Below are 23,988 nucleotides of genomic sequence, written 5' to 3'. Positions count from 1 at the left end.
AACTACGAGGCCAATATCATGATGCAGTTATCCCTGCAGGAGGTAGAGTGGCCAGCGTCCAATACTTCATTGATCGACCTGATTGCCAAACAATGGAAAACGGAAGAAACCTCGTCCTCAGTGCCGTTTGATCCCACCTCTGATGTCATTGGCAAGGGGGGCAGCAAGGGATGACCTCGATCATTGCCCTGCACGGCGTCACACGTAGGCTGGGAGGTGAAGCCGTCCTCCAGGACGTATCGTTTTCCCTTCCCGCAGGCCAATCCTGCGCCATCGTCGGTGCCTCCGGCTCTGGCAAAAGCACACTGCTCAATCTGATCGGTCTCCTTGACCAGCCGTGTCACGGGCGCCTGGTACTGGATGGGAGTGAGGTAGCCCAGGCCGATGCCGATCAGCGTGCTATTACACGTAATCGCCTGCTTGGTTTCGTGTTCCAGAGCTTCAACCTGCTGCCCCGACTGTCCGTGCTGGACAATGTTGCGCTGCCGTTGAGCTACCGCGGCATCCGCCTGGCGTCGGCTCGGCAGATCGCCAAGGTCCAGTTGGAGAAAGTCGGCCTGGCGCCTCGTGCGAAGTATCACCCGGCCGACCTCTCCGGCGGCCAGCGGCAGCGAGTGGCAATTGCCAGGGCTCTGGTTACGGAACCACGGATTCTGCTGGCCGATGAGCCCACAGGCAATCTGGATGGTGACACGGCGCAGGACATCATCGAGCTGCTCACGACGTTGAACCGGGAGCAGTTCATGACGCTGCTGATGGTGACGCACGACCCGGCCATGGCGCAGTGCATGGATCGCTGCCTGCTGGTTCGCAACGGTGGCGTATTCGATGCCTGAAGCCGCCTACGGCCCAGGCTGGCCGCAACGCTTCAGCGAGGCCCTGTTCAGCGTTCGGCAGCTTGGTGCCCGGGCCTGGCTTGCGCTGTTTGGCATCGCAGTCGGTTGTGCCGCACTGGTGGCCCTGATGAATATCGGCCACAGCGCAGCACAGTATGCCCGGCAATTGTTCCAGGGGCTGGGTAGCGAATTGCTGGTCGTCAACCTGAAAGCCACGGTCGAAGGCGGTGCGCCCGTGCGTCTGCAACCTTTCGAGTTGCCGCCGGGCATCCGAGCTGTGGCCCCCTTGGCAGCTGGTGTGTTCGCTGTGCAGTTCAACGGGGGAAGCATCGAGACCATGGTGGCAGGCAGCACTGCACAGCTGTTCGAGGTCGTCGACCTTCAGGCAGCCCGCGGCCGCTCGCTGTCTGCTTACGATGACCAGGCCGCGCATGTGCTGCTGGGGGCTTCGCTGGCGGCGCGGTTGCAGGTGAGGCCGGGTGACCGAGTGCAATTGGGTAGCTATCTGTTCGATGTGGTCGGTGTGCTCGCGCCACGTGGCTACAACCCGATGTTGCCGGTCAATTTCGACGATAGCGTTCTGATGCCTTTGCCAGGCACGCGTCGTTTGAGCCCGGTACCCGAGGTTGCAACGCTGATCGCGAAAGGGATCGATGCCTCAACCCTCACCCAGGCTGCACGTTCATTGGAACGCCATCTGCGCGCCAGGCTCACGCAGCATGACGTGGATGTCCAGTTACCCAGGCAGATGCTCGAAGGTATGGCCGGCCAGTCACGGGTGATGACCGGGCTGCTGGCCGGCACCGCCGCCGTTGCCCTGCTACTGGGGGGTGTCGGGGTGATGAATGTGATGGTGATGAACGTGACCCAGCGCCGACGCGAAATCGGGGTGCGCATGGCCCTGGGCGCGCGCAGTCGCGATATCGCCTGGCAGTTCCTGCTTGAGGCGTTGCTGTTGTCGGTGGCCGGAGCGCTGCTGGGCGCAGTGCTTGGCCTGGCGGCCGCGTGGTTGTTCGCCCGGGTTTCAGGGTGGGATCTTGCGCTCGATGCAAGGTCGCTTCCGGCGAGCATGGGCGTATCACTGACCCTGGGGTTGTTCTTCGGTTTGCAGCCCGCCCTGTCTGCGGCGCGGCTTCAGCCTGTCGTCGCCTTGCGTGATGAGTAAGTGGCTGGCGATGACCTGCGCCTGGTCACTGCCCCTGTTCGGCCTGGCCGACAGCGCTTTGCAGCCCTCCCGTCCGACCTTGCATCAGGGTGGCTCGGTGAGTGCCTTGTCGGCGTTGCACAGTGAACCTGTGGATATCGACCTGGCCGATGCCGTTGCCCTGGCCCTGCGCGACAACCGGGCGATCCGCAGTGCTTACCTTGAGCGTGTCGCGCAAAAAATCGACCTGCGCGTGGCCCATGACCGGTTCGCCCCGCAGCTGTCGCTCAAGGCCCGCTACCTGGGCAATCGAAATCATGCCGATCGCTACCGGGAGGCGCAGCTGGCCCCGAGCGCCAGCCTGCTGACCCAATTCGGTACGCGCCTCAACCTGGAGTGGGGCTACGGGCATACACAAGCCGATGGGGCGGGGCGGCGGTATCGGGATGGCGCCAGCCTGATGATCGTCCAGCCATTGCTGCGCGGCGCCGGGCGGGACATCGCCAGCGCGCCGCTGCGCCAGGCTTACCTGGCGGAGCAGTCGAACCGTCTGACGCTCGCCGACAACGTGGCCCAGGTCATTACCCGGACCCTGCTGTCGTACCGCGATCTGCTGCGCGCACAGGAGCAACTGCATATTGCCGAAGATGGCCTGTCGCGTTCCCGTCAGCTGGTGGAGGTGAACCGGGCGTTGATCGCTGTCGGGCGCATGGCAGCCTTCGAAGTCGTGCAGGCAGAAGCCGAGGTCGCCAGCCAGGAGCTGGCCCTCGAAGGCAGCCGCAACCAGCTGCAGCAGAGCCGTGTGGCCCTGGCGCAATTGCTGGCCTTGGACCTTGCGACACCGTTACGGGCCGCGGAGCGGCTGCTGGCCGAGCATCAGCAGGTGAGCACCGAGCAGGCCCAGGCCAAGGCAGAAGCGCTGCAGCCGGCGTTTCTGATGCAGCGGCTGGCGGCCGAACAGGCGGCCATCGAGCTGCAGGTCGCAAGCAACGCGCAATGGTGGGATCTGTCACTGATCGGCGGGGCCAGCCAGGCCCGGGAACGTCCCGGCAGTGAGGCGACGTGGGAGCACTACCTAGGGCTGGAGCTGGAGATACCGATCGGTGACCAGAGCCGCCGCCAGGCGCAGGTGCGGGCCAAGGTTGAGGTGGAGAACCAGCGCTTGCGCCTGGCCGAATCCCGTCAGCAGCTTCAGCGCGAGGTGAGTACGGCAATACGCGATCTCCAGGTCCGCTGGCGGCAACTGGAGATCGCCAGGCGTGCGCTGGCCCTGACCCGGCGCAAGCTGGAAATCGAACAGCAAAAGCTCGCGGCAGGGCGCTCGAGCAATTTTCAGGTGCTCAGTTTCGAAAATGATCTGCGTCAGACGCAAAGCACGCAGCTTGAAGCGACGATCGCGTACCTGGATGCGCAAGTCATCCTCGATCAGGTCGTGGGGACCACCTTGGCCAACTGGGAGGTGGCCCTCAATGATTAAGCGGGGCTGTTGGCTGGCCGTCGCGGTGATGTGTGGCGAATTGGCGATGATGATCTGGCCCAGCGCAGTTCAGCCCCCCGAGCAGACGTGGCTGCGTGTCGAACCGCAATTGCTGGAAAGCCGTCTGGGGTTGGTGGGCAGGCTGCAGGCGGCCCGCCAGGTGACATTGAGCGCTCCGTTCGATGGTGTGGTAGCTGCAATACCCGCCCAGGATGGCCAGCGCGTTGAAGCGGGCCAACCCTTGATCAGCCTCGAGACTGCTCAGCTTGACATCCAGCTTCGCCAGGCCCGAACCGAGCGCCTCAAGGCCCAGGAGCAGCTTCTGCAGTTGCGTACCTGGGAAAGCGGCCCGCAGGTGGCGCGAGGCTTGCGCGCTGTAAGAGCGGCCCGCGCCGCGCTGGCGGCCACCCAGGCGAGCCTGGAGGACACCCGGCGTCTGTTCGAGCGTGGCATCGTCGCCCGTATGGAAGTCGCCAGCCTCGAACAACTGCACCAGACGCAGCGTCAGGCATTGCTGGATGCTGAACAGGAGTTGCTGTTGACGCGTGCGCGGGGGCAGGGCGATGCGTTGCTGATTGCGGAAATGGAGCTGGACAATGCGCAAGCGCGCTGGCAGGTCTTGACCAGAATGCGTGAGCAGCAGGTGATCGAGGCGCCTTTCACCGGCGTGCTCTTACCCGTGAGTACGGATGCCGGCCCCGCTGGCCGGCAGGTGCATGTCGGGCAAGCGGTGAGCCAGGGCATGCCGTTGTTGACCCTGGTCGACCTGGAGCGCTTGCAGGTGGTGGCCAGGCTGGAAGAGCACGATCTGGCCAAGGTGCGTGAAGGCATGCAGGTCGAGGCCGTCATCGCGGGGCAGCAGTTTGCAGGCCGCATCGACCGGATTGCCATGCAAGCAAGAGACGACACAGGGCAGGGGGCCTGGTACGACCTGCGAGTCAGTGTGGATTTGCCGGCTACGGCCCTGCAACTGGGCTTGCGCCTGGGCATGAGCGCGCAGTTGGCGCTGGTGCTTCACCGCCAGGAGCAGGCGATGGTGGTGCCTGCGCAGGCGTTGCAGGTGGACGAGGCCGGGCGCACCTATGTGCTGTTCCGGGCCGATGAAGGCCAGGCACCGCGTAAAGTGCCTGTCACGCCAGGCTCGACGGGGGTGCAGGGTGTCGAAGTTCAGGGGCTGGAGAGTGGTTACGTGCTGATACCGCCGGAGCCGCCAGGCGGCTCCGGCATCGATCAATCGGCTGGATGATCGCGCAGGAATACCAAATGATCGGCCTTCGACTGTTCGGCACTGTAGTAGTAGCCCTGCACGTCGAAGCGCTTGAGCTGCTCCGGGTCGTTGACCCGTTCCTGGATCACGAAGCGGCTCATCATGCCGCGAGCCTTCTTGGCGTAGAAGCTGATGATCTTGTATTGGCCATTCTTCAGGTCCTTGAAGTCGACGTTGATCACCCGCCCCTTGAGCGCGCTGCGTTTCACCGCACTGAAGTATTCATTGCTGGCCAGGTTCAGCAGCAGGTCGTCGCCCTGGTCGGCCAGCGCCTGGTTCAGCCATTCACTGATACGCGTGCCCCAGAAGGCATACAGGTCCTTGCCGCGGGCATTGGCCAGCTTGGTGCCCATTTCCAGGCGGTAGGGCTGCATCAGGTCGAGCGGGCGCAGCAGGCCGTACAGGCCGGAGAGCATGCGCAGGTGCTCCTGGGCATAGCTGAAATCATCCTCGCCGAGGGTTTCGGCATCCAGGCCGGTGTACACGTCACCTTTGAACGCCAGCAGTGCCTGCTTGGCGTTGGCCGGGGTGAAGTCCGGGGTCCAGCTGCCGAAGCGCGCGGCATTGAGGCCGGCTAGCTTGTCGGACAGGTGCATCAGCTCGCTGATCTGCGCCGGCGACAGCTCGCGCAGCTGCAGGATCAGTTCCTGGGAATCGTCCAGGTATTGCGGCAGGGTGAAGCGCTCGGTCACCGGCGCGGTGTCGTAGTCGAGGGTCTTGGCGGGGGAAATCACCGTCAGCATCGGGTCGGCTCCTGGAATCGTTGCGGGGAATTCTACGGATCGCGGCCGGTAACGCCAAACTATGGCGACAATAGTCACAGACCATCGCCAAAGCAGGCGTTATAGTGCGCGTTTTGGCTGTCACGGAGAGACTGATCGTGCGCATTGCCGGGGCCTTGCTGGCCACCTTGTTGAGCCTGGCCGCCCAGGCCGCCCCCATGCCGTCGGCCAGCCTGGACCGCAGCCAGTGGCCCGAGCAGCTGGACAGCCCGGTGCTGTTCGACGTCGCCTCGCGGGCCGAGATCCTGTCGTTTGCCCAGGTGCTGCATGAAAGCGAGCTGCTCGACGATGGTGCATTGGCTGCGCGCTTGGGGCTGAGGCAGATCAACCTGCAGAAGGTTCGCGCCGTGCGCGCGCAGATGTGGCAGCGGTTGTGGCAGGGCTATCAGCAGGCCCAGCGCAGTTGCGAGCAGGACGCCTCGTTCTGCTATTTGCTCGAATCCATGGCTGACTTGCGCACCAGAGCAGCGACATTCGCTACCGATGTCGGCACGTTCTATACCGGTTGGATCGAGCCCAGTCATCAGTTTCATGTGCGTTATCTGGATGAGCAACTGCGCAAGGCCGCGCTGCTGCCGCAGACCAGCAGTGAGGTCGAGCGCCTGTCCAGCCGCGAGCGCAATGGCGATGAACTGAACGACCGCATGTTCCTGTTGACCTTCGTCGGTGGCCCGGGGCCCGATGGTGGTAGCACCGATGCGCTGACCGAATACCTGCGCAAGCAGAAGCTGCAGGGCACCTTCTTTGTCTTGGGCAATCGCCTGCAGCAGCGGCGCGATACCGGCGCGGCCAATGCGCTGGCCCAGCTCTACGCCGGCCAATGCGTGGGCATCCAGGGGTGGGAATATCGCTCCCACGCCCAGTGGCAGGGTTGGCAGGACTCGATCAAGCGCGCCCAGGGGCGGGTCCAGGCCGACCTGCCAGCGCAATACGTGCCGCTGTTCCGCCCGCCCTACGGCCAGCGTCGGGCTGACGGAGAAGCGTTCATGGCCAGCCAGCAGCTAAGGGTTTCGCTATGGGATATCGACGCTCAGGATGATGGCCCGCTGACTGCCGACGCTTCGGCCCAGCGGGTGCTGACCTTGATGCTGCTATGGCGCAAGGGGGTGATCCAGTTCCATGACAGCCTGCCCAAGGCGCAGCCGGCGGTCGAGTGGTTGCTGCACAACACGGTGCAGAGCGGGATCGGCTGGGAAGACTGCCGTGATTACGCGTATCGCGAATAGAGGGTATGACTTTTGACTGTAGTCCCGTCTGGCGTTGCCGCCAAGCGCTCTTCGTCAATCGGAAAAATAAACTTCAAAATCTCGTAAAAATGCTTTTTTCGGTCATGGTTTTTGCGGTATGAAGAAACCAGACAGCCGAATCCTGCAGCACAGGTGGCGTCATCCACCCCACCTTGCCAGGTACGCTTCCCGCCCGTAGCAACGCGGATACGGGGAGAACGGCGGTCACTCTGCGGCGCACTACAGAGCGTGCCGTGTGGCTTCGACATAAGGTGACCGAGTATGGATGACCAAGGACGCAACCCTTCCTCCAGCAAGCCAATCCTCTATGTGCTCGATACCAACGTCCTGATTCACGACCCCAACGCATTACTCAACTTCGAGGAGCATCACGTCGCCATTCCGATGACGGTGCTGGAGGAACTCGACAAGCTCAAGACCGGTAAACAAACCATCGCCGCCGAATGTCGCCAGGCCATCCGCCTGATCGACCAGACCCTCGGTGACGCTTCGCCCAGCGATGTCGAGCAGGGCGTGCCGATCCAGCGCGGCAAGAGTGGGCCAAAGGGGTTCCTGTCGATCCTGATGAGCCCGCGCAACGAGCCCAGCAAGTTGCTGCCGGAAAACCTCAACGACAACATCATCATCAACACCTTGCTCGACGTACGGACCCGGCGCACCGAACTGGACGTCGTGCTGGTCACCAAAGACATCAACATGCGCCTGAAGGCGCGCGCCTGCGGGATCGCGGCCGAGGACTACAGCACCGACCAACTGGTCGACGATGTGTCCTTGCTGTCCAAGGGCTATCACTCGGTCACCGGCTCGTTCTGGGACCGGGTCAGCAAGGTCGATACCCGCCAGGAGCGTGGCCGCACCTGGCATCGGGTACAAATGATCGACAACTTGCCCGCCGTGCACATCAACGAGTTCATCATCGACGAGCAAGGTTTTGTCGGCTGGGTAAAAGGCATCCGTAACGATGAACTGCTATTGCTCGACCTGCACCAGGAGCCATTGCTGCATCAGGAGGCCTGGGGCCTGAAGCCACGGGACATTCATCAGAGCCTGGCGCTGTTCGCCTTGCTCGACCCGGATATCCACCTTGTCAACCTGACCGGCGCTGCCGGCTCCGGCAAGACCATCCTGGCCCTGGCCGCAGCCATCGAGCAGACCATGGTCAGCAAGCGCTACCGGCGCATCATCGCCACCCGCAGCGTGCAGGGGCTGGACCAGGAGATCGGCTTCCTGCCGGGCACCGAGGCGGAAAAGATGGAACCTTGGCTGGGCGCCATCACCGACAACCTCGAAGCCTTGCACATGGATGATGAAAGCACCCATGGCAGCGTCGAATACATCCTCGAACGTGTGCCACTGCAGTTCAAGTCGTTGAACTACATCCGTGGGCGCAGCTTCCAGCAGAGCCTGATCCTGATCGACGAGTGCCAGAACCTGACGCCGCACCAGATGAAAACCATCATCACCCGTGCCGGCTCCGGGTCCAAGGTGGTGTGCCTGGGCAACCTGGCGCAGATCGACACGCCGTACCTGTCCGCGACCAGCTCGGGACTGACCTACCTGACCGAGCGCTTCAAGGACTTCCCCCATGGCGTGCACATCACCCTGCAGGGTGTGCCGCGCTCGGTGCTGGCCGAGTACGCCGAGTCGCATCTGTAACCCTCCTAGCCGGGTGGCTCGCCGCCCGGCTTTTTTCCGCTGCGCAATCCTGACCCACGGGTTTACACTCTCTGTTCCCTTCAAAGGAGCAGAGCAGTGCTGACTCATCTTGATTCCCAGGGGCGCGCCAATATGGTCGACGTCACTGAAAAGGCCGTGACCGAGCGCGAGGCCGTGGCCGAGGCGCGGGTGCGCATGTTGCCGCAGACCTTGCAGATGATCGTCGACGGCGAGCATCCCAAGGGCGATGTGTTCGCCGTGGCGCGCATTGCCGGTATCCAGGCGGCGAAGAAGACCAGCGACCTGATCCCGCTGTGCCACCCGCTGATGCTGACCAGCGTCAAGGTCGAACTGAGTGCCGACGGCGAAGATGCGGTGCATATCGTCGCCCGCTGCAAGCTGGCCGGGCAGACCGGCGTCGAGATGGAAGCGCTGACCGCCGCCAGCGTCGCAGCGCTGACGATCTACGACATGTGCAAGGCGGTGGACAAGGGCATGGTCATCGAGCAGGTGCGCCTGCTGGAAAAGGTTGGTGGCAAGAGCGGGCACTACAAGGTAGAAGTGTGATGAAGGTCAAAGTGATGTATTTCGCCCGTTACCGCGAGCTGCTGGGCGTCGATACCGAGCGCCTGGAAGGTGAGTTCAAGGTGGTCGATGATGTGCGCCAGGCGTTGGTGGCCAAGGGCGGACAGTACGCGGTGCTGGCCGAACAGAACCTGATGAGTGCGCGCAATGAAGAGCTGTGCAAGCTCGACGAGCCGCTGGAAGAGGGCGATGAAGTGGCGTTCTTCCCGCCGGTGACCGGAGGCTGAATATGGCAGTGCGAGTGCAACACGGCGCGTTCGACCCGGGGGCCGAGGTCAATGCCATGCATGCGGCCAATGTCGGCGTCGGCGCCGTGGTCGGTTTTGTTGGCTATGTGCGCGACTTCAACGATGGTCGGGACGTGGCGGGGATGTTCCTCGAGCATTACCCGGGCATGACCGAGAAGGCCCTGGCCAAGATCGTGGTCGAGGCCGAGCAGCGCTGGCCGTTGCTCAAGGTCGAAGTGCTGCACCGCATCGGTGCGCTTGAGCCGGGTGAGCCAATCGTCTTTGTCAGTGTGGCCAGTGCCCATCGGCAGGCGGCGTTCGATGCCTGCAACTTCATCATGGACTACCTGAAGACCCGGGCGCCGTTCTGGAAGAAGGAAAATACCCAGGATGGACCGCGCTGGGTGGAAGGGAAGCAGAGTGACCAGGATGCTGCCGGGCGCTGGTAGCCCAGGCTGCGCGGATCTCTTGTAGGAGCGGCACAAGGCCGTTCCTACAAGGGTGCGGCTAGCGCTGATAAATCAGTGATGCTTGCGCGGTACCGGCTTCAAAAGCTCATCTGGCGGCATCTCGCACTTGATCTTGCGGCCCAGCAGCTCTTCGATAGCCGGCAGCTGGTAGGAGTCATCCTCACCGGCAAAGCTGATCGACACGCCATCGGCGCCCGCACGCCCGGTACGGCCGATACGGTGGACATAGTCGTCCGGGTCTTCCGGCAGCGTGAAGTTGATCACATGGCTGATGCCATCGATATGGATACCACGGCCTGCCACGTCAGTGGCCACCAGCACCGTGACCCGGCCTTCACGGAAGTTCTCCAGGGTGCGAATACGTTTGTGCTGCGGCACATCGCCCGATAACTGCGCGGCATTGATACCATCGCGCACGAGTTTTTCCTCGATTCGCCGTACCTCGTCCTTGCGGTTGGCGAATACCATGACCCGTTCCCACTTGTTCTGGGTCACCAGGTTGTACAGCAGCTTGTACTTGTCGCTGCCGGCCACTGCATACACGTGTTGCTCGACCGTCTCGCTGGCGACGTTCTCCGGCTCGATCTCGACGATCGCCGGGTTGGTGGTCCACTGCTTGGCCAGGTTCATCACGTCGTCGGTGAAGGTGGCGGAGAACAGCAGGGTCTGGCGTTCGCTCTTCGGCGGGGTCTGGCGGATGATCTGCCGTACCTGGGGGATGAAGCCCATGTCGAGCATGCGGTCGGCTTCATCCAGCACCATCACCTCGACCATGTCCAGGTGCACTTCGCCGCGCTGGTTGAAGTCCAGCAAACGGCCCGGGGTGGCCACCAGGATGTCGCAATGGCGGGCTTCCAGGGCCTTGAGCTGCTTGTCGAAGTCCATGCCACCGACGAAGCTCATCACATTCAGGCCGGTGTACTTGGTCAGGGCGACGGCGTCCTTGGCGATCTGCACCACCAGCTCGCGGGTTGGCGCGATGATCAGCGCGCGCGGCTCGCCCATGTAGCGCTCTTTCGGCGGCGGCGTCTGCTGCAGCTGGGAAATGATCGAAATCAGGAACGCCGCCGTCTTGCCAGTACCGGTCTGGGCGCGACCGATGGCATCCTGGCCTGCCAGGGTGTAACCCAGCACCTGCGCCTGGATCGGGGTGCAGTAAGGGAAACCGAGGTCGTGGATGGCATGCATCAGCTCGTTGGAGAGTTTGAAGTCGTGGAAGCGGGTCTTGCCTTCCTGCGGCTCGACCACGAAGTCTTCCGGCTTCCACAGACTCGCCTGGGGCTTGGGCTTGCGTTCGCGATGTGGTCTGTCCTTGGCCGGCTTGTCGGCAGGCGCTGGGGCGTCGGCGGCTGCTTCTACCTTGGCGGCGGGCTTGGCGGAGGGCTTGGCGCGTGGCGCGGCCGGTTTCGGTTCGGGCCGGGCCTCTGCGGTGAGGGCGGGCGCCGTTGGCGTCACGCTGGCAGCAGGAGCGACGGCCTGTGGCGCGGCGTCTCCTTTGCCGAATATTTTCTTGAGTGCCTTGAGCACGATCGTCTCATCAACTGGTTAAGGAATGTACGCCGGGCAGTGTAATGCAAGATCTGGGCGCGGCGTAGCGGAAAACTCCCACAACTACAGGTGGGGTTGGCTTATTGCAATTGCTTGCTCAGCCAGTCGTGGATATCGCTTAGTTCCTCGACCACCACCTCGTGCTCCATCGGGTATTCGTGCCAGCGTGCGGCGACACCCCAGGTGTTGAGGTATTCGAACGCGGTACGGCCCATGGACGGAATCACCACCGGGTCGTGCACGCCGTGCAGGCACAGGGTCGGGGTACGTTGCTGGCAGGCGCTCAGCTGGTGGCTGTCGGTGAAGGTCGGGGCATAGGTGGACAGGGCGATCACGCCGCCCAGCGCTTCCTGCCACTTTATATAGGCGGTGTGCAGCACCACCGCACCGCCCTGGGAGAAACCGGCGAGGAAGATCCGCGACAGGTTGATGCCTTTGGCCTGCTCAGCCTTGATCAGGCCGATGATCTGCTCGGCTGATTCTTCCAGCTGCGCTTCGTCGATGGCGCGGGCCGGGGTCATGGCCTTGATGTCGTACCAGCTGGGCATGGCGTAGCCGCCGTTGATGGTCACCGGGCGGGTCGGTGCCTGGGGCATGACGAAGCGGGTGCTGGGCAGGCGTTCCTGCATGAATTCAGCCACAGGTAGGAAGTCGTAACGGTCGGCACCCAAACCGTGCAACCAGATCACACAGGCGTCGGCGGTTTTCTGGGGTTCGAGAATCAGCGGGTTGGTCATGACTGCTCCGAAAGAGTGCGGGTCTTGTTATGGCGTGCATGAAAAGAAGGCGCTGCAATTGATTGTCAGAAAAAGAATGTCGCAACGATACAACTTTCCCTACTTGACGATCGCTTAAACGCTACAGCCAACAAATCTGGTACGCGCTTTGCAATTCTTCATTCGATGCAAAGGGCAGGCCGTGACGGTAACACCCTTTGCACGCGAAGGCTGTCACAGAACAGCCCATTGCGCCAATTGACCCAAGAACAAGCCAACACGGGTCGGATGCGCCTCATAAGGGTGCGGTGCAATTCCGGCTCATACAACAAGAGCGATTTGGAGGTTGTGAATGAAGATGTTGAAAACCACCCTGGCAGTCCTGACCGCTGCCGCTGCGCTGGGCGCCGTGAGCACCGTCCAGGCCGGCGCCACCCTCGATGCGGTAAAGAAGAAGGGCTTCGTCCAGTGTGGCGTGAGCGACGGTCTTCCAGGCTTCTCGGTCCCTGATGCGCAGGGCAAGATCGTCGGTATTGACGCCGACGTCTGCCGCGCCGTGGCCGCCGCCGTGTTCGGTGATGCGACCAAGGTCAAGTTCAGCCAGCTCAACGCCAAGGAACGCTTCACCGCACTGCAGTCGGGTGAAGTCGACGTGCTGTCGCGCAACACCACCTGGACCAGTTCTCGCGATGCCGGCATGGGCTTGGTATTCGCCGGTGTCACCTACTACGACGGCGTTGGCTTCCTGGTCAACAAGAAGCTCGGCGTTTCCAGCGCCAAGGAACTCGACGGCGCGACCATTTGCATCCAGGCCGGTACCACCACCGAACTGAACGTGTCGGACTTCTTCCGTGCCAATGGCCTGAAGTACACCCCGATCACCTTCGATACCTCCGATGAAAGCGCCAAGTCGCTTGAGTCCGGCCGTTGCGACGTGCTGACCTCGGACAAGTCGCAGCTGTTCGCCCAGCGCTCCAAGCTGGCCGCGCCGACCGACTACGTGGTACTGCCGGAAACCATCTCCAAGGAGCCTCTGGGCCCGGTGGTGCGTAAGGGCGACGAGGACTGGTTCAGCATCGTCAAGTGGACCCTGTTCGCCATGCTCAATGCCGAAGAGGCCGGCATCACCTCGAAGAACGTCGAGGCCGAGGCCAAGTCCACCAAGAACCCGGACGTCGCCCGCCTGCTGGGCGCGGACGGTGAATATGGCAAGGACCTCAAGCTGCCCAAAGACTGGGTAGTGCAGATCGTCAAGCAAGTCGGCAACTACGGCGAAGTGTTCGAGAAGAACCTGGGCCAGAGCACCGACCTGAAGATCGACCGTGGCATGAACGCCCTGTGGAACAACGGCGGCATCCAGTACGCGCCACCTGTGCGCTGATGGCTGCACCCTGCGGCGGCATCCCGTCGCCGCAGGTTGTTCGAATCCCTATTTTTCGGGGCACTTCATGCAAAATCAAATTGGCGCACCCAAGGGGCTGTCCCTGAACGACCCGCGTGTGCGCGCCTGGCTGTTCCAGATTCTCACCATCATCTTCGTGGTGGGCCTGGGCTGGTATCTGTTCCACAACACCCAGACCAACCTGCAACACCGGGGTATCACCTCGGGTTTTGACTTCCTCGAGCGTAGCGCCGGCTTCGGCATCGCCCAGCACCTGATTCCCTACGTGGAGTCCGACAGCTATGCGCGGGTGTTCGTCATCGGCCTGCTCAATACCCTGCTGGTGACGTTCATTGGCGTGATCCTGGCGACCGTCCTCGGCTTCATCATCGGCGCGGCGCGGCTGTCGCCCAACTGGATGATCAGCAAGCTGGCGACCGTGTATGTGGAAACCTTCCGCAACATCCCGCCACTGCTGCAGATCCTGTTCTGGTACTTCGCGGTGTTCCTGACCCTGCCGGGGCCAAGGGGCAGCATCAACATCGACGACACTTTCTTCATCAGCAACCGCGGCCTGAACATGCCCGGTGCGTCGATGGCGGAGGGTTTCTGGCCGTTCGTCGTTGCTCTGCTGCTGGCGCTGGTGGCGATCGTGGCGATGGTGCGTTACGCCAACAAGCGTTTCGACGAAACCGGCGAGCCGTTCCACAAGTTCTGGGTGGGGCTGGCGCTGCTCATCGCCATTCCAGGCGCCTGCGCGCTGCTGTTCGGCAGTCCGGTGCATTGGGAGGTGCCGCAGCTCAAGGGCTTCAACTTCGTCGGCGGTTGGGTGTTGATCCCTGAACTGCTGGCGCTGACCCTGGCGTTGACCATCTACACGGCGGCCTTCATTGCCGAGATCGTGCGTTCGGGCATTCGTTCGGTGAGCCACGGCCAGACCGAAGCCGCCCATTCGCTCGGCCTGCGCGACGGCCCGACCCTGCGCAAGGTGATTATTCCCCAGGCACTGCGGGTGATCATTCCGCCACTGACCAGCCAGTACCTGAACCTGGCGAAGAACTCGTCGCTGGCAGCCGGTATCGGCTACCCGGAGATGGTCTCGCTGTTCGCCGGTACCGTGCTCAACCAGACCGGCCAGGCCATTGAGGTGATCGCCATCACCATGAGTGTCTATCTCGCCATCAGCATCAGCATTTCGCTGCTGATGAACTGGTACAACAAGCGCATCGCGCTGATCGAGCGGTGAGGATACGCCCGTGAATGCTCATGTTTTCAAACCCGACATGCCGCCACCGGTGAAAACCGTCGGCGTGCTCGCATGGATGCGTGCAAACCTGTTCTCCAGCTGGCTCAACACCCTGCTGACCCTGTTCGCCGTGTACCTGGTGTGGCTGATCGTGCCGCCGCTGGTGCAGTGGGCGTTGATCGACGCCAACTGGGTCGGCACCACCCGCGCCGACTGCACGAAAGAGGGCGCCTGCTGGGTGTTCGTGCAACAGCGCTTCGGCCAGTTCATGTACGGCTACTACCCGGTCGAGCTGCGCTGGCGCGTGGACCTCACGGTGTGGCTGGCCGTGCTCGGCGCGGCGCCGCTGTTCATCAAACGCTTCCCGCGCAAGGCCTTCTACGGCCTGGGCTTCCTGGTGCTGTACCCGGTCATCGCCTACACCTTGCTGCACGGCGGCGTACTGGGCCTGAGCAACGTCGCCACCAGCCAGTGGGGCGGCCTGATGCTGACCCTGGTGATTGCCACGGTGGGGATCGTCGGCGCCTTGCCGCTGGGCATTCTGCTGGCCCTTGGGCGACGCTCGCGGATGCCGGCGGTGAAGGTGGTCTGCGTGACCTTCATCGAGTTCTGGCGTGGCGTGCCGCTGATCACTGTGCTGTTCATGTCGTCGGTGATGCTGCCGTTGTTCCTGCCTGAAGGCATGAGCTTCGACAAGCTGCTGCGGGCAATGATCGGGGTGATCCTGTTCCAGTCGGCGTATGTCGCCGAGGTGGTGCGCGGCGGTCTGCAGGCCATCCCCAAGGGCCAGTACGAAGCCGCCGCGGCCATGGGCCTGGGCTACTGGCGCTCGATGGGCCTAGTGATTCTGCCGCAGGCGCTCAAGCTGGTGATCCCTGGCATCGTCAACACCTTCATCGCCCTGTTCAAGGACACCAGCCTGGTGATCATCATCGGCCTGTTCGACCTGCTCAACAGCGTCAAGCAAGCCGCCGCTGACCCGGCTTGGCTGGGCATGGCCACCGAGGGCTATGTGTTCGCCGCCCTGGTGTTCTGGATTTTCTGTTTCGGTATGTCCCGCTACTCCATGCACCTGGAGCGCAAGCTGGACACTGGCCACAAGCGTTAGGAGTTTCAAAATGAGTGAAGCGATCAAGCAGCCTGCCGGCCCCGAAGGCATCATCCAGATGCAGGGCGTGAACAAGTGGTACGGCCAGTTCCATGTGCTCAAGGACATCAACCTGAACGTGCGCCAGGGCGAGCGCATCGTCCTGTGTGGCCCGTCCGGTTCCGGCAAGTCGACCACCATCCGCTGCCTGAACCGCCTGGAAGAGCACCAGCAGGGCCGCATCGTGGTCGATGGCGTGGAACTGACCAACGACCTCAAGCAGATCGAGGCGATCCGCCGCGAGGTGGGCATGGTGTTCCAGCACTTCAACCTGTTCCCGCACCTGAGCATTCTGGAAAACTGCACCTTGGCGCCGATGTGGGTGCGCAAGATGCCCCGGCGCAAGGCCGAGGAAATCGCCATGCACTACCTGGAGCGGGTGCGCATTCCGGAACAGGCCCACAAGTTCCCGGGGCAGCTGTCGGGTGGCCAGCAGCAGCGCGTGGCGATTGCCCGGGCGCTGTGCATGAAGCCGAAGATCATGCTGTTCGACGAACCGACCTCGGCACTGGACCCGGAAATGGTCAAGGAAGTGCTCGACACCATGGTCGGCCTGGCCGAGGACGGCATGACCATGCTCTGCGTGACCCACGAAATGGGCTTTGCCCGCACCGTGGCAAACCGGGTGATCTTCATGGACAAGGGGGAGATCGTCGAGCAGGCGGCGCCGGATGATTTCTTCGATCGCCCGCGCAGTGACCGGACCAAGCTGTTCCTCAGCCAGATCCTGCACTGATGCAAAAGGGGCCGCAAATGCGGCCCCTTTTTCTTATTTCTCTTCCTGCGTTGTTGCAGGCGCTGGCGGCGGGCGCAGCCCCACCTCGGCAATCAGCTTCAGCTGCTGACCATTGCGCATCACTTCGATGGTGATCTTTTCGGTCGGCTTGATTCGCGCCACCTGGTTCATCGACTTGCGCCCGTCACCCGCCGGTTCGCCGTTGATGCTCAGGATCACGTCACCCAACTGCAACCCGGCCTTCTGCGCCGGGCCGTCGCGGAAGATACCGGCCACCACGATGCCTGGGCGGCCCTGCATGCCGAAAGATTCAGCCAGTTCCTGGCTCAACGGTTGCACTTCGATGCCCAGCCAGCCGCGGATCACCTGGCCGTGTTCGACGATCGACTTCATCACTTCCAGCGCCAGCTTGATCGGGATGGCGAAGCCGATGCCCTGGGAGCCGCCGGACTTGGAGAAGATCGCGGTGTTGATGCCGACCAGGTTGCCATTGGCGTCGACCAGCGCACCACCGGAGTTGCCCGGGTTGATCGCCGCGTCGGTCTGGATGAAGTCTTCGTAGTTGTTCAGGCCCAGCTGGTTGCGGCCGGTGGCACTGATGATGCCCATGGTCACGGTCTGGCCAACACCGAACGGGTTGCCGATGGCCAGCACCACATCACCGATGTGGATGTTGTCGGAGCGGCCGATGGTGATGGCTGGCAGGTTCTTCAGGTCGATCTTCAACACCGCCAGGTCGGTTTCCGGGTCACTGCCGATCACTCGCGCCAGGGTTTCCCGGCCGTCCTTAAGGGCCACGACGATCTGGTCGGCGCCGCTGGTGACGTGGTTGTTGGTCAGCAGGTAGCCCTCCGGGCTCATGATCACCGCCGAACCCAGGCTCGACTCCCAACGGCGCTGCTTGGGCAGGTTGTCACCGAAGAACCGGCGGAACTGCGGGTCTTCGAACAGCGGGTGAGCGGTCTTGTTCACCACCTTGGTGGTGTACAGGTTGACCACGGCCGGGGCGGCGAGGGTCACGGCGTCGGCGTAGGACACCGGGCCCTGCATGATCCGCGTGGTCTGCGGGGCTTGCTGCAGGTTGACGTCCTGGCTGGGCAGACCGACCCACTCCGGGTAGCGCTGGATGATCAGTACGGCGATCAGAATACCGGTGAGCAGGGGCCAGCCGAAGTAACGCAAAGCCTTGAACATGAACGAGTCCTGGAAAGAGCGGGGGCCGGAGGCCGCGCAGTGGGGCATGAGCGCGCGCGATCATACACCGGTTCCCCCGATGCCGGCGACGGCCCATAATGGCCGGCATTATACGGGCGTTCTGCAGGCGTTGCGCCCGTGAAAAGCGCAGATTTCGAGGAGATTTTCATGGCCGTCGCACTCAACACCCTGGTCGAGGAGGCCGAACGCTACCTAGGCAGCGCGAAGATCCAGGATTATTGCCCCAATGGCCTGCAGGTCGAGGGCCGGCCGCAGGTCAGCCGCATCGTCAGCGGCGTCACCGCCAGCCAGGCCTTGCTGGATGCCGCAGTCGAGGCTGAGGCCGACCTGATCCTGGTGCACCATGGTTACTTCTGGAAGGGCGAGAACCCGTGCGTTACCGGGATCCGTCAGCGCCGCCTGAAGACCTTGCTCAAGCACGACATCAGCTTGCTGGCGTTTCATCTGCCGCTGGATGTGCACCCTGAGGTCGGCAACAACGTGCAGCTGGCGCGGCAGCTGGATATCACCGTCGAAGGGCCGCTGGACCCGGAAAACCCCAAGGTGGTCGGGCTGGTCGGCTCGCTGGCGGAGCCGGTGACTGCACGTGATTTTGCCCGGCGGGTGCAGGAAGTGCTCGGACGTGAGCCGTTGCTGGTCGAGGGCGACGAGATGATTCGCCGAGTCGGCTGGTGCACCGGCGGCGGGCAGGGCTATATCGACACGGCAATTGCCGCCGGGGTGGACCTGTACCTGACTGGCGAGGCGTCCGAACAGACCTATCACAGTGCCCGGGAGAATGGCGTCAGCTTCATTGCTGCTGGGCACCACGCCACCGAGCGCTATGGGGTGCAGGCGCTGGGTGACTATTTGGCGCGGCGGTTTGCCCTGGAGCATTTGTTCGTCGACTGCCCGAATCCTATCTGACCGTGCCGACTCTTGGGCCGCGAAGCGGCCCAAACCCCCAGTCATATCGTTAGACTTTTTCGATCTAGTCCGCCTCCTAAATAGAAGCAGTCGCTGTGATAAAGTGGCTCGCTCGAACACGGCCCGCAGGCCGTCCATAAGATCGTTTTTCGTGTTTTTTCGTGAGTAGCCATGGTCGACAAACTGACGCACTTGAAACAGCTGGAGGCGGAGAGCATCCACATCATCCGCGAGGTGGCCGCCGAGTTCGATAACCCGGTGATGCTGTACTCGATCGGCAAGGACTCCGCCGTGATGCTGCACCTGGCGCGCAAGGCCTTCTTCCCGGGCAAGCTGCCGTTCCCGGTGATGCACGTCGACACCCAGTGGAAATTCCAGGAGATGTACAGCTTCCGCGACAAGATGGTCGAGGAAATGGGCCTGGAGCTGATCACCCACGTCAACCCCGAGGGTGTGGCGCAGGGCATCAACCCCTTCACCCATGGCAGCTCCAAGCACACCGACATCATGAAAACCCAGGGCCTCAAGCAGGCGCTGGACAAGCATGGTTTCGACGCCGCCTTCGGTGGTGCGCGCCGCGACGAAGAGAAGTCGCGGGCCAAGGAGCGCGTGTACTCGTTCCGTGACAGCAAGCACCGCTGGGACCCGAAGAACCAGCGCCCTGAGCTGTGGAACGTGTACAACGGCAAGGTCAACAAGGGCGAGTCGATCCGCGTGTTCCCGCTGTCGAACTGGACCGAGCTGGACATCTGGCAGTACATCTACCTCGAAGGCATCCCGATCGTGCCGCTGTACTTCGCCGCCGAGCGTGAAGTCATCGAGAAGAACGGCACCCTGATCATGATCGACGACGAGCGCATCCTCGAACACCTCTCCGAGGAAGAGAAGGCGCGCATCGTCAAGAAGAAGGTGCGTTTCCGTACCCTCGGCTGCTACCCGCTGACGGGCGCTGTCGAGTCGGAAGCCGAGACCCTGACGGACATCATTCAGGAAATGCTCCTGACCCGTACGTCCGAACGCCAGGGCCGTGTCATCGACCACGATGGCGCCGGTTCCATGGAAGACAAGAAACGCCAAGGCTACTTCTAATTTCAGGGTTACTCCATGTCGCACCAATCTGATCTGATCAGCGAGGACATCCTCGCCTACCTGGCCCAGCACGAGCGCAAGGAACTGCTGCGCTTCCTGACCTGCGGCAACGTCGACGATGGCAAGAGCACCCTGATCGGGCGCCTGCTGCACGACTCGAAGATGATCTACGAGGACCACCTCGAGGCCATCACCCGTGATTCGAAGAAAGTCGGCACTACCGGCGAAGAAGTCGACCTGGCGCTGCTGGTCGACGGCCTGCAGGCCGAGCGCGAGCAGGGCATCACCATCGATGTCGCCTACCGCTACTTCTCCACCGCCAAGCGCAAGTTCATCATTGCCGACACCCCGGGCCACGAGCAGTACACCCGCAACATGGCTACCGGCGCGTCCACTTGTGACCTGGCAATCATTCTGGTCGATGCCCGCTACGGTGTGCAGACCCAGACCCGTCGCCACAGCTACATCGCCTCGCTGCTGGGCATCAAGCACATCGTGGTCGCGGTCAACAAGATGGACCTCAAAGGCTTCGATGAAGGCGTGTTCGAGTCGATCAAGGCCGACTACCTGAAGTTCGCCGACGCCATCAACCTGAAGCCGAGCAGCCTGCAATTCGTGCCGATGTCGGCGCTCAAGGGCGACAACGTGGTCAACCACAGCGAGCAATCGCCGTGGTACGCCGGCCCGACCTTGATGGAAATCCTCGAGACCGTCGAAGTGTCGGCCGACCGCAACTTCACCGACCTGCGTTTCCCGGTGCAGTACGTCAACCGCCCGAACCTGAACTTCCGCGGCTTCGCCGGCACCATCGCCAGCGGCGTGGTGCACAAGGGTGACGAAGTGGTCGTGCTACCGTCGGGCAAGAGCAGCCGGGTCAAGTCCATCGTCACCTACGAAGGTGAACTGGAAAACGCCGGCCCAGGCCAGGCCGTGACCCTGACCATGGAAGACGAGATCGACATCTCCCGTGGCGACCTGCTGGTGCACGCCGATAACGTGCCGCCAGTCACCGACCAGTTCGACGCCATGCTGGTGTGGATGGCCGAGGAGCCGATGCTCCCGGGCAAGAAGTACGACATCAAGCGCGCCACCAGCTACGTGCCGGGCTCGATCGCCAGCATCACCCACAAGGTCGATGTGAACACCTTGGAGCAGGGCGCTGCCAGCGCGCTGCAACTGAACGAGATCGGCCGCGTCAAGGTCGCCCTGGACGCCTCGATCGCCCTGGACGGTTACGACAGCAACCGCACCACCGGTGCCTTCATCGTCATCGACCGCCTGACCAATGGCACCGTCGGCGCCGGCATGATCATCGCGCCGCCAGTCCTGCCGCACGGCGGCACTGGTCAGCATGGCAAGCTCGCTCACGTGGCCACCGAAGAGCGCGCCCTGCGCTTCGGCCAGCAGCCGGCCACCGTGCTGTTCAGCGGCCTGTCCGGCGCTGGCAAGAGCACCCTGGCCTATGCTGTCGAACGCAAGCTGTTCGACATGGGCCGTGCGGTGTACGTGCTCGATGGTCAGAACCTGCGCCACGATCTGAACAAGGGCCTGCCGCAAGACCGCGCCGGCCGCACCGAGAACTGGCGCCGCGCCGCCCATGTGGCGCGCCAGTTCAACGAAGCTGGCCTGCTGACCCTGGCTGCGTTCGTCGCCCCGGATGCCGAAGGCCGCGAACAGGCCAAGGCGCTGATCGGCAAGGAGCGCCTGGTGACCGTTTACGTTCAGGCCTCGCCGCTGGCGTGCCGCGAGCGTGACCCGCAGGGCCTGTATGCAGCTGGTGGCGACAACATCCCGGGTGAAAGCTTCCCGTTCGATGTGCCGCTGGATGCCGACCTGGTGATCGATACCCAGAACACCAGTGTTGAGGAAGGCGTGAAGCAGGTGCTGGATGTGCTGCGTCAGCGTGGCGCGATCTAAGTATTGCTGCTTGTGAAAAACCCCGCTTCGGCGGGGTTTTTTGTATCTGTGAAGTCAGCACAAGCTTTACATATGGACTAATTGACAAGTTGACACGCGTGATGTGGCGCCTTAGCCTATGTGCACAGGGGCTATTCAGGCCCTGAGGAGGAACCATGAGTGTGGTCACCCACGATGCCATTCATCCTGCGCTCGCTCATATCGAGGCCGCCAAGACGGCATTGCGGGAGCGCTTCGAGGAGCATCTTGCGCGAGCGTCGGCGGCGGTAGTGCTAAAAGCCGTGGCGCTTGCGGACGAGAAGGCTTTTGCTGCGCTCGCCAAGGTCGAAGTTGAAGCCAAGCGCAGTATTGCAACGCGCAATCAGGAAGCTGTGGCCAGGATGAAGGCACGTGCCTTTGAACGGGTAGACAGCCGTTGTGAACTGCTCGATGCCAAAGCAGCCTGCGAAATTCTGGGCATTACCAAGCAAGCGCTGAGTCAGAAGACCAAGGCGGGTAAACTCTTGGCGTATACCAACACGGGCAACCGCAGAAAGTTCTACCCTTCGTTTCAGTTTGCCGAAAACAAGCCAAGGTTGATTGTTGAAGCATTGATCAGGTCGCTTGATGTCGACCCTGCTGACACCGAAGCCATGAACACGCTAGTTCAGCATCTGGTCGGCAGGATGGATTACTCCGACCCAGGCGAACCTGGCAACGTATTGCCCCGATTCGAAGTGCTGGATGATCCAGCCGCTCTGGAAATCATCAAGCGTGACTACCAGAATGCGTTGATGGCGGGACAGTGAAGGCGGGCCTCGTGAGAGGTCCGTTTTTTGTGCTTACTCCAGCACTACACCCAGACTCTCCAGGAATTCCACAGCCGTCTCCCCATTCGATAGCAGTGCTTCCATTGCCAGCTGGTGGCTGATCGCCTCGACTTGGCGCCTACGGCCCTCAAACAGCACAAGGTTGCACCCGTCCATGGACCCGGTCACCGTGTAAACCGCTGACTGATAGAGCAGGCCATCGACCTCACCGACATTCATGCATGCTTGGCTGATTTTTTGGGTGAGTGCATATCCCTCTCGCCCCTGTCCCTTGGCCTGCACGATATCGCGCACTTTGTGGTGGGTGGCTCTGTTCGCCAAGGCGGCGACGTCAACCACGTTCAACACGCGTGCTGCCTTGAGTCGGTGCAGTGACGTTTGCTCAAGTCGCCAGAAACTAACTGACTGGTCGTCAACACCTTGCCCAGGTTGGAAAGATTCGGCTACGGCAACTTCCTCGGTGAGACCGAGGTAATAGACACCAATCTGCCTGGCGGGATCGGCATAGCGTGTGTCGGAGTCCGCATGATAGTTGACGGGGTTGGCATCGTAGCGGGAGGGCTGCACGCGGTGCAGTATTGTACCCTCGGGGATCTCGCGTATCAGTTCCGGGTATCTGCTCAGTGTTTCCAGCACTTGGCTGGCGATTGTATCCTCGGGCTGCTTTGCCGTACCGCTCATGAAATGCCTCCGAGCAATCGCGGTGGTGTTCGCAGATAGCGCCAAATGAATGGGCTGGGCTACCTAGTTCTTCTTGTCCTCGACTGACTTGAAGTGCCGGTCATAGTCACTTTGGCGTTCACATCCCTGCTTGTAAGGATCCATGTCACAGGAGAATTTCTGGTTCTGCTGGTCAGGCAAAAGAAAGAACTTGCCGTCTACACAACCGGTCAGAAACAGCATCAGCATCCATACAGACTTTTTCATTGCACGTTCTTGAACAGGGGAAGTCCCTTTGATTTTCGCCAGGCGATGATACGTGCGATCACCCCCATGGCGCAGCCCTCCAGCTCGTTTGCCGGGTAGTAGAGGAGGTCGGATCCGTCCGGGTGTTCGGCCATTTCGATAAAGTGTTCGAGCAAGCGGTCCTGCCAGGCGGAGGTACCAGATGCCTGTAGCAATTCCTCAACCACAGTCCTGAATTCGGCGCAGGTGTAGTCGGCAAGGGTGTGTTTTTGACTGATCACCACTTCACCTCCGATGACAGCGCGTACTGCAGGGCACTCATGATCCGTAGGTTCTCGGCGTCATACATTGCGCCGCCAAAGGCGGGTGGGTCGAGGTGACAGACTTGATAGTCGCGCACGCCTTTTGCGGTTTCGCCAAAGGGCGCGCGGGGTGGCCAGCCTTGCTTGATGCGGTTGAGCTGGGAGGTTACGAATTGTTGGGAGTAAATCGGGTCTTCGGCGATTGCCAACCAGAAGGCTTGAGAGAAATCGTCGAAGTTGTCGAAGGTTTGTGCTGCCAGTTTCTTTGCGATGTGGTCGGGAGGGTGGAGTGCCATGTCAATATTTCTCTCTAAGTGAAATCGAGATCATGGCTTCACTTGTTTGGGATGGAAATACTCACCGTGCCACATCGGATGTA

General features: G+C 62.0%; 26 protein-coding genes. 18 read left to right on the top strand and 8 right to left on the bottom strand.

What is annotated here, in order from left to right:
- Positions 1–18 precede the first annotated feature (18 nt).
- The 5 genes from ACOKS3_RS24485 to ACOKS3_RS24465 are packed head-to-tail and all read left to right on the top strand — an operon-like array spanning position 19 to position 4,703.
- Positions 19–174 (top strand): hypothetical protein, encoded by a 156-nt coding sequence (locus tag ACOKS3_RS24485; protein ID WP_422763748.1) that lies wholly within the window; start codon positions 19–21, stop codon positions 172–174.
- Positions 171–836, top strand: a complete 666-nt coding sequence (locus ACOKS3_RS24480; RefSeq protein ID WP_103449163.1) for an ABC transporter ATP-binding protein — start codon at positions 171–173, stop codon at positions 834–836. The genes ACOKS3_RS24485 and ACOKS3_RS24480 overlap by 4 nt, the downstream gene beginning before the upstream one ends.
- Complete coding sequence (locus ACOKS3_RS24475; protein WP_103449165.1) at positions 829–2,001, top strand: ABC transporter permease; 1,173 nt, start codon at positions 829–831, stop codon at positions 1,999–2,001. The genes ACOKS3_RS24480 and ACOKS3_RS24475 overlap by 8 nt, the downstream gene beginning before the upstream one ends.
- The gene (locus ACOKS3_RS24470) at positions 1,994–3,457 is read left to right on the top strand and encodes a TolC family protein (protein ID WP_422763749.1); all 1,464 of its coding nucleotides are present in this window, start codon (positions 1,994–1,996) and stop codon (positions 3,455–3,457) included. The genes ACOKS3_RS24475 and ACOKS3_RS24470 overlap by 8 nt, the downstream gene beginning before the upstream one ends.
- Positions 3,450–4,703, top strand: a complete 1,254-nt coding sequence (locus tag ACOKS3_RS24465) for an efflux RND transporter periplasmic adaptor subunit (RefSeq protein ID WP_422763750.1) — start codon at positions 3,450–3,452, stop codon at positions 4,701–4,703. The genes ACOKS3_RS24470 and ACOKS3_RS24465 overlap by 8 nt, the downstream gene beginning before the upstream one ends.
- On the opposite strand, the gene yaaA is transcribed toward ACOKS3_RS24465, so the two are convergent.
- The gene (gene yaaA, locus ACOKS3_RS24460; RefSeq protein ID WP_422763751.1) at positions 4,688–5,467 is read right to left on the bottom strand and encodes a peroxide stress protein YaaA; all 780 of its coding nucleotides are present in this window, start codon (positions 5,465–5,467) and stop codon (positions 4,688–4,690) included. The two genes, ACOKS3_RS24465 and yaaA, sit on opposite strands and share 16 nt — an antisense overlap.
- A 137-nt stretch (positions 5,468–5,604) precedes the next feature.
- Between yaaA and ACOKS3_RS24455 the strand changes: the two genes are divergently transcribed.
- The 5 genes from ACOKS3_RS24455 (at position 5,605) to moaE (ending at position 9,670) form a co-directional block, all read left to right on the top strand.
- Complete coding sequence (locus ACOKS3_RS24455) at positions 5,605–6,732, top strand: polysaccharide deacetylase family protein (protein ID WP_103449173.1); 1,128 nt, start codon at positions 5,605–5,607, stop codon at positions 6,730–6,732.
- A 282-nt stretch (positions 6,733–7,014) separates the two neighbouring features.
- Positions 7,015–8,409 (top strand): PhoH family protein, encoded by a 1,395-nt coding sequence (locus ACOKS3_RS24450; RefSeq protein ID WP_103449175.1) that lies wholly within the window; start codon positions 7,015–7,017, stop codon positions 8,407–8,409.
- A gap of 96 nt (positions 8,410–8,505) precedes the next feature.
- Entirely contained in the window at positions 8,506–8,976 is a 471-nt protein-coding gene (moaC, locus tag ACOKS3_RS24445; RefSeq protein WP_103449177.1) for a cyclic pyranopterin monophosphate synthase MoaC, read from the top strand.
- The gene (gene moaD / locus ACOKS3_RS24440) at positions 8,976–9,221 is read left to right on the top strand and encodes a molybdopterin converting factor subunit 1 (protein ID WP_103449179.1); all 246 of its coding nucleotides are present in this window, start codon (positions 8,976–8,978) and stop codon (positions 9,219–9,221) included. The genes moaC and moaD overlap by 1 nt, the downstream gene beginning before the upstream one ends.
- Positions 9,222–9,223: 2 nt before the next feature.
- Positions 9,224–9,670 carry a molybdopterin synthase catalytic subunit MoaE gene (gene moaE / locus ACOKS3_RS24435; protein WP_422763752.1) on the top strand — a complete coding sequence of 149 codons (447 nt, stop codon included), beginning with the start codon at positions 9,224–9,226 and terminating at the stop codon, positions 9,668–9,670.
- Between the two features lie 72 nt (positions 9,671–9,742).
- Here moaE and rhlB read toward each other — a convergent pair whose 3' ends face one another.
- Both rhlB and ACOKS3_RS24425 read right to left on the bottom strand, forming a co-directional pair.
- A complete protein-coding gene (rhlB, locus tag ACOKS3_RS24430) occupies positions 9,743–11,218 on the bottom strand; it encodes an ATP-dependent RNA helicase RhlB (protein WP_422763753.1) in 1,476 nt (491 codons plus the stop codon).
- A gap of 101 nt (positions 11,219–11,319) precedes the next feature.
- Positions 11,320–11,976: an alpha/beta hydrolase gene (locus ACOKS3_RS24425; protein WP_422763754.1), complete on the bottom strand. Its 657-nt coding sequence runs from the start codon at positions 11,974–11,976 to the stop codon at positions 11,320–11,322.
- A 331-nt stretch (positions 11,977–12,307) separates the two neighbouring features.
- On the opposite strand from ACOKS3_RS24425, the gene ACOKS3_RS24420 reads away from it, so the two are divergent.
- From ACOKS3_RS24420 to ACOKS3_RS24405, 4 genes are all read left to right on the top strand, one after another.
- Entirely contained in the window at positions 12,308–13,336 is a 1,029-nt protein-coding gene (locus tag ACOKS3_RS24420; RefSeq protein ID WP_422763755.1) for an amino acid ABC transporter substrate-binding protein, read from the top strand.
- Positions 13,337–13,403: 67 nt separating this feature from the next.
- Entirely contained in the window at positions 13,404–14,582 is a 1,179-nt protein-coding gene (locus ACOKS3_RS24415) for an amino acid ABC transporter permease (protein ID WP_422763756.1), read from the top strand.
- Between the two features lie 10 nt (positions 14,583–14,592).
- Positions 14,593–15,690 (top strand): amino acid ABC transporter permease, encoded by a 1,098-nt coding sequence (locus ACOKS3_RS24410; RefSeq protein WP_103449188.1) that lies wholly within the window; start codon positions 14,593–14,595, stop codon positions 15,688–15,690.
- Positions 15,691–15,700: 10 nt separating this feature from the next.
- Positions 15,701–16,465, top strand: coding sequence for an amino acid ABC transporter ATP-binding protein (locus ACOKS3_RS24405; RefSeq protein ID WP_027918029.1), 765 nt, complete (start codon positions 15,701–15,703; stop codon positions 16,463–16,465).
- Between the two features lie 33 nt (positions 16,466–16,498).
- On the opposite strand, the gene algW is transcribed toward ACOKS3_RS24405, so the two are convergent.
- Positions 16,499–17,659 (bottom strand): Do family serine endopeptidase AlgW, encoded by a 1,161-nt coding sequence (gene algW / locus ACOKS3_RS24400; protein ID WP_103449190.1) that lies wholly within the window; start codon positions 17,657–17,659, stop codon positions 16,499–16,501.
- A gap of 168 nt (positions 17,660–17,827) precedes the next feature.
- Here algW and ACOKS3_RS24395 point away from each other — a divergent pair, with 168 nt between their 5' ends.
- The 4 genes from ACOKS3_RS24395 (at position 17,828) to ACOKS3_RS24380 (ending at position 22,380) form a co-directional block, all read left to right on the top strand.
- On the top strand, positions 17,828–18,586 hold the full coding sequence (locus tag ACOKS3_RS24395; protein WP_103449192.1) for a Nif3-like dinuclear metal center hexameric protein: 759 nt from the start codon (positions 17,828–17,830) through the stop codon (positions 18,584–18,586).
- Between the two features lie 171 nt (positions 18,587–18,757).
- Complete coding sequence (gene cysD / locus ACOKS3_RS24390) at positions 18,758–19,675, top strand: sulfate adenylyltransferase subunit CysD (RefSeq protein ID WP_003251799.1); 918 nt, start codon at positions 18,758–18,760, stop codon at positions 19,673–19,675.
- A gap of 15 nt (positions 19,676–19,690) precedes the next feature.
- Positions 19,691–21,592, top strand: coding sequence for a sulfate adenylyltransferase subunit CysN (gene cysN / locus ACOKS3_RS24385; RefSeq protein WP_103449193.1), 1,902 nt, complete (start codon positions 19,691–19,693; stop codon positions 21,590–21,592).
- Positions 21,593–21,747: 155 nt separating this feature from the next.
- Positions 21,748–22,380 carry a hypothetical protein gene (locus ACOKS3_RS24380; protein ID WP_181004536.1) on the top strand — a complete coding sequence of 211 codons (633 nt, stop codon included), beginning with the start codon at positions 21,748–21,750 and terminating at the stop codon, positions 22,378–22,380.
- A gap of 33 nt (positions 22,381–22,413) precedes the next feature.
- Here the strand turns inward: ACOKS3_RS24380 and ACOKS3_RS24375 are convergent, their stop codons facing one another.
- The 4 genes from ACOKS3_RS24375 to ACOKS3_RS24360 all read right to left on the bottom strand — a co-directional run bounded on the left by ACOKS3_RS24375 (position 22,414) and on the right by ACOKS3_RS24360 (position 23,905).
- Positions 22,414–23,082 carry an RES family NAD+ phosphorylase gene (locus ACOKS3_RS24375; RefSeq protein ID WP_103449195.1) on the bottom strand — a complete coding sequence of 223 codons (669 nt, stop codon included), beginning with the start codon at positions 23,080–23,082 and terminating at the stop codon, positions 22,414–22,416.
- 63 nt (positions 23,083–23,145) lie between these two features.
- On the bottom strand, positions 23,146–23,328 hold the full coding sequence (locus ACOKS3_RS24370) for a hypothetical protein (protein ID WP_103449197.1): 183 nt from the start codon (positions 23,326–23,328) through the stop codon (positions 23,146–23,148).
- Positions 23,325–23,588 (bottom strand): bacteriocin immunity protein, encoded by a 264-nt coding sequence (locus ACOKS3_RS24365; protein WP_103449876.1) that lies wholly within the window; start codon positions 23,586–23,588, stop codon positions 23,325–23,327. Before ACOKS3_RS24365 ends, ACOKS3_RS24370 begins: the two co-directional genes overlap by 4 nt.
- Complete coding sequence (locus ACOKS3_RS24360; protein ID WP_103449199.1) at positions 23,585–23,905, bottom strand: S-type pyocin; 321 nt, start codon at positions 23,903–23,905, stop codon at positions 23,585–23,587. Before ACOKS3_RS24360 ends, ACOKS3_RS24365 begins: the two co-directional genes overlap by 4 nt.
- Positions 23,906–23,988: the final 83 nt, after the last annotated feature.

This window comes from Pseudomonas sp. HS6-2 (assembly GCF_049325675.2).
GTDB lineage: Bacteria > Pseudomonadota > Gammaproteobacteria > Pseudomonadales > Pseudomonadaceae > Aquipseudomonas > Aquipseudomonas putida_N.
The sequence above is the reverse complement of the archived record's forward strand: the minus strand, read 5'-3'. Positions and strand labels throughout refer to the sequence as shown.